General features: G+C 69.4%; 2 protein-coding genes and 1 pseudogene. All 3 read left to right on the plus strand.

Annotated elements, in window-relative coordinates; all coding sequences use genetic code 11:
* Nucleotides 1–107: 107 nt before the first annotated feature.
* Nucleotides 108–923: pseudogene (locus tag ACNFOC_RS50965) on the plus strand (2-oxo acid dehydrogenase subunit E2); the annotation flags it as partial.
* A gap of 246 nt (nucleotides 924–1,169) precedes the next feature.
* Entirely contained in the window at nucleotides 1,170–1,793 is a 624-nt protein-coding gene (locus ACNFOC_RS50970; RefSeq protein WP_384174169.1) for a GntR family transcriptional regulator, read from the plus strand.
* Between the two features lie 299 nt (nucleotides 1,794–2,092).
* A complete protein-coding gene (gene aceE, locus ACNFOC_RS50975) occupies nucleotides 2,093–4,795 on the plus strand; it encodes a pyruvate dehydrogenase (acetyl-transferring), homodimeric type (protein ID WP_416965793.1) in 2,703 nt (900 codons plus the stop codon).
* The last annotated feature ends 80 nt before the right edge of the window (nucleotides 4,796–4,875 follow it).

Consider the following 4,875-nt stretch of genomic DNA (forward strand, 5'->3'; position numbering starts at 1 on the left):
CGCGGCGGGCGCCCAGTGGTGCCTGGAGAACCCCGAGGCCTCCCACGAGGAGCTGCTGGACGCGCTGATCGAGCGCATCAAGGGCCCCGACTTCCCGACCGGTGCGCTCGTCGTCGGCCGCAAGGGCGGCCGCTCCGGCTCCGGCCACTGCCGCAGCTCCGGCCGCCGCTGCCAAGAAGGCGCCCGTCCTGGAGGCCTCGCCCCTCCGCGGCCAGACCGTCAAGATGCCCCGCATCCGCAAGGTCATCGGCGACAACATGGTCAAGGCGCTGCACGAGCAGGCGCAGCTGTCGTCGGTCGTCGAGGTCGACGTCACGCGCCTGATGCGCCTGCGCACCCAGGCCAAGGACTCCTTCGCCGCGCGCGAGGGTGTCAAGCTCTCCCCGATGCCGTTCTTCGTGAAGGCGGCGGCCCAGGCGCTGAAGGCCCACCCGGCCATCAACGCCCGGATCAACGTCGAAGAGGGCACGATCACCTACTTCGACACCGAGAACGTCGGTATCGCGGTGGACTCCGAGAAGGGCCTGATGACCCCGGTCATCAAGCACGCGGGCGACCTGAACATCGCCGGTATCGCCAAGGCCACCGCCGAGCTCGCGGGCAAGGTCCGGGCGAACAAGATCACCCCGGACGAGCTGTCCGGCGCGACCTTCACCATCTCCAACACCGGTTCGCGCGGCGCGCTGTTCGACACGATCATCGTGCCCCCGAACCAGGTCGCGATCCTCGGCATCGGCGCCACGGTCAAGCGCCCGGCGGTCATCGAGACCGAGGACGGCACGGTCATCGGCGTCCGTGACATGACGTACCTGACCCTCTCCTACGACCACCGTCTGGTGGACGGCGCGGACGCCGCCCGCTACCTGACGGCGGTCAAGGCGATCCTGGAGGCGGGCGAGTTCGAGGTGGAGCTCGGCCTGTAGTCGGCCGCCTGGCCTGTTGTTCGCACGGTGCCCCCGTTCCGGAACCTTCCGGGCGGGGGCACCGTGCGTTTCCCGTGCGCGCGGCGCGTCGTACGACGTTCCCCAGCGGCGGTGACGGTTCCGGATACTGTCCGCCCCACCAGCGTGTAAGTCTCGTCTCACCTGCATGAAAGCGCCCCCGTGCGCCCCTCCCGAGCGGGCGTGCGGCCTTATTGTCTAAACGTCAAACGCCTTTAAGGAGCTCTCATGACCGCGCCCGTCGTCCACTCGCTGCGCGAACAGATCCGCGAGCACATCGTGGAGGGGATCGTGAGCGGCCGCTGGAAGCCGGGCGAGCGGATCGTGGAGCGGCGGATCGCGACGGAGCTCGAGGTCAGCCAGACGCCGGTGCGGGAGGCGTTGCGCGAGCTGGAGTCGCTGCGGCTGATCGAGTCCGCGCCGAACAAGGGCGTACGCGTACGGAATCTGACCGCGGCCGACCTGGAGGAGAGCTACCCGGTGCGGGCCGGCCTGGAGGCGATCGCGGCGGAGCTGGCGGCCGGGAAGCTGGCCGAGGACTGCTCGGCCCTTGAGCCGCATGTCGCCGCGCTGTACGAAGCCGACCGGAACGCGGACGGCACCGGCCAGGTCCGGCACACCGTCGGTTTCCACCGCGAACTGGTCCGCGCCGCCGGCAACTCGGTGCTGCTGCACACCTGGGAGGGCCTCGGCATCGAGGTGTTCACGGCGCTGTCGATCCGCTGGCTGGGGACGGTCCAGCAGTCGTACGCGGAGGAGCACGAGGAGCTGGTGGCCGCGTTCCGGCGCCGGGATCCGCGGATCGCGGAGCTGGTGAAGGCGCACGTTCTCGGCTGCGCGCCGCGCGCGTGACGCAGCCGAGCGCAGCCATGCTCACCTGCGAAAACTCCGCAGAAACCGGCGAAAAACACGGCACCCGGTGCCCCCGCAAAAGGCACGCCGTGCCGACTTTCTCGTAATCAAGATATTTTGCCCGGGAACCTTTGATCGATCATCGATCAGGGAGTTACAGTCACCGACGGGCCACGCGGCGGAAGCCGCACGGTGTCACAACACCAGCGCCCGCCGCCCTGTCCTGCCAAAGACCAAGGGCACCCCCGAAATCCCCTTGCCGATGAGGGAACCCCCCTTCGACCGAGGAAGGCGGCGTTATGACCGACCCCTACGCCATCCAGCCGAGCGAGCTCGACCAGCTCCCGGACCGCGACCCCGAGGAGACCGCCGAATGGCAGGCCTCCCTGGACGCCGTCACGCAGGCTGCGGGTCCGCACCGTGCCGCGTATCTGATGCGCCGCACGCTGGAGCGCGCGGAGGGCAACGGCCTCGCGCTGCCCAAGCTGCTTGAGACGGACTACGTCAACACCATCCCGACCGCCGCCGAGCCGTCCGCGCCCGGCGACGAGGCGATGGAGCGCCGGATCACCGCGTGGAACCGCTGGAACGCGGCGGCGATGGTGACCCGCGGCGCGAAACACGGCGTCGGCGGCCACATCGCGACCTTCGCGTCCGCGGCCTGGCTGTACGAGACCGGCTTCAACCACTTCTTCAAGGGCAAGGAGGCCGACGGGTCGGGCGACCAGCTCTACATCCAGGGCCACGCCTCCCCCGGCGTCTACGCCCGCGCCTTCCTCGACGGCCGCCTCACCGAGACGCACCTCGACAACTTCCGCCAGGAGTCGGGCGGCAACGGCCTCCCGTCGTACCCGCACCCCCGCCGCCTCCCCTGGCTGTGGGAGTTCCCGACGGTGTCGATGGGCCTCGGCCCCCTCTCGGCGATCTACCAGGCACGCTTCAACCGCTACCTCACCGCGCGCGGCATCAAGGACGTCTCCGAGTCCCACGTCTGGGCCTTCCTCGGCGACGGCGAGATGGACGAGCCCGAGTCGACGGCGGCACTCGCACTGGCGAGCCGCGAGGGTCTGGACAACCTGACCTTCGTCATCAACTGCAACCTCCAGCGCCTCGACGGCCCGGTCCGCGCGAACTTCAAGATCGTGCAGGAGCTGGAGGCCCAGTTCCGCGGCGCGGGCTGGAACGTCATCAAGTCCCTGTGGGGCAACGCCTGGGACGAGCTGTTCCAGCTCGACACCACGGGCGCGCTCGTACGACGCCTGCGCGAGGTACCGGACGCCCAGGTGCAGACGTACCAGACGCGTGGCGCCGCCTACATCCGCGAGGACTTCTTCGGCAAGGACCCGGCGCTCGTCGAGCTCGCGAAGCTGCTGAGCGACGACAAGATCCTGGAGTGTTTCCACCTCTCGCGCGGCGGTCACGAGGCGAGCAAGGTGTACGCCGCGTACAAGGCGGCCGTGGAGCACAAGGGCGGCCCGACGGTCATCCTGGCGCAGACGGTCAAGGGCCACACGCTCGGCGAGGGCTTCGCGTCGAAGAACGCCAACCACCAGATGAAGAAGCTGTCGACGGACGAGTTCAAGCAGATGCGTGACCTGCTCGAACTCCCCATCAAGGACAGCGACTTCATCGACGGAGTCGTCCCGTACAGCCACCCCGGCGCCGACTCCCCCGAGGTCCATTACCTCCAGGAGCGCCGCGCGGCGCTCGGCGGTCCCGCCCCGGCCCGCCGCACGCACCCCCTCGCCGCGCTGCCCGCCGCGGCCGACAAGACGTTCGCGTCCTTCGACAAGGGCTCCGGCACGCAGAACGTGGCGACGACGATGGCGTTCGTCCGCCTCGTCAAGGACCTGGTCCGCGACAAGGAGACGGGCAAGCGCTGGGTGCCGATCGTGCCCGACGAGGCACGCACCTTCGGCATGGAGTCGCTCTTCCCGTCCCTGGGGATCTACTCCCCCAAGGGCCAGACGTACGAGCCCGTCGACCGCGACCAGCTCATGTACTACAAGGAAGCCAAGAACGGCCAGATCCTCAACGAGGGGATCACCGAGGCCGGTTCGATGGCGGACTTCATCGCCGCGTCGACGTCGTACGCGACGCACGGCGAAGCGATGATCCCCTTCTACATCTTCTACTCGATGTTCGGCTGGCAGCGCACGGCCGACCAGATGTGGCAGCTCGGCGACCAGCTCGGGCGCGGCTTCCTCGTCGGCGCCACGGCGGGCCGTACGACGCTGACGGGCGAGGGTCTTCAGCACGCGGACGGTCACTCCCCCGTGATCGCGGCGACGAACCCGGCCGCGCTGTCGTACGACCCCGCGTTCGCGTACGAGGTCGCGGCGATCGTCAAGGACGGCATCCGCCGCATGTACGGCGAGGCCGCGCCCGGCGAGGACTCGAACGTCTTCTACTACCTCACCGTCTACAACGAGCCGATCCCCCAGCCCGCCAAGCCGGCCGGCCTCGGCATCGACGAGGGCATCGTCAAGGGCCTCTACCGCTTCAACACGGCGGAATCCGCAGGCCTTTCCCCGGCTGCCAACGCGGCGCGCATTCAGCTCCTCGGCTCCGGTACGGCGATCCACTGGGCGTTGAAGGCGCAGCAGTTGCTCGCCGAGGAGTGGGGCGTCGCGGCCGATGTGTGGTCGGCGACGTCCTGGACCGAGCTGCGGCGCGACGCGCTGGACGCGGATGCGGCGTTGCTTCGGGGTGAGGAGCGGGTGCCGTACGTCCGTCAGGCGTTGCAAGGTGCCGAGGGTCCTGTCCTCGCGGTTTCCGACTACATGCGCCAGGTTCCCGACCAGATCGCGCAGTGGGTCGAGCAGGACTATTCGTCGCTCGGCGCGGACGGCTTCGGCCTGTCGGACACGCGTGACGCGGCTCGGCGTTACTTCGGCGTCGACGCGGAGTCGATCGTGGTCGCCGCGCTCGCCCAGCTGGCGCGACGCGGAGAAGTAAAGGCAACGGCGGTGAAGGAGGCGCGCGAGCGCTACGGCCTGTAGGGGATTTCCTTTCGCCCCCGCCGCCCCTACCCGTCCCATCCCTGGGGGCTGCCGCCCCCAGGGATGGGACGGGTAGGGGC

Source organism: Streptomyces colwelliae (genome assembly GCF_048158785.1).
Classification (GTDB): Bacteria; Actinomycetota; Actinomycetes; order Streptomycetales; family Streptomycetaceae; genus Streptomyces.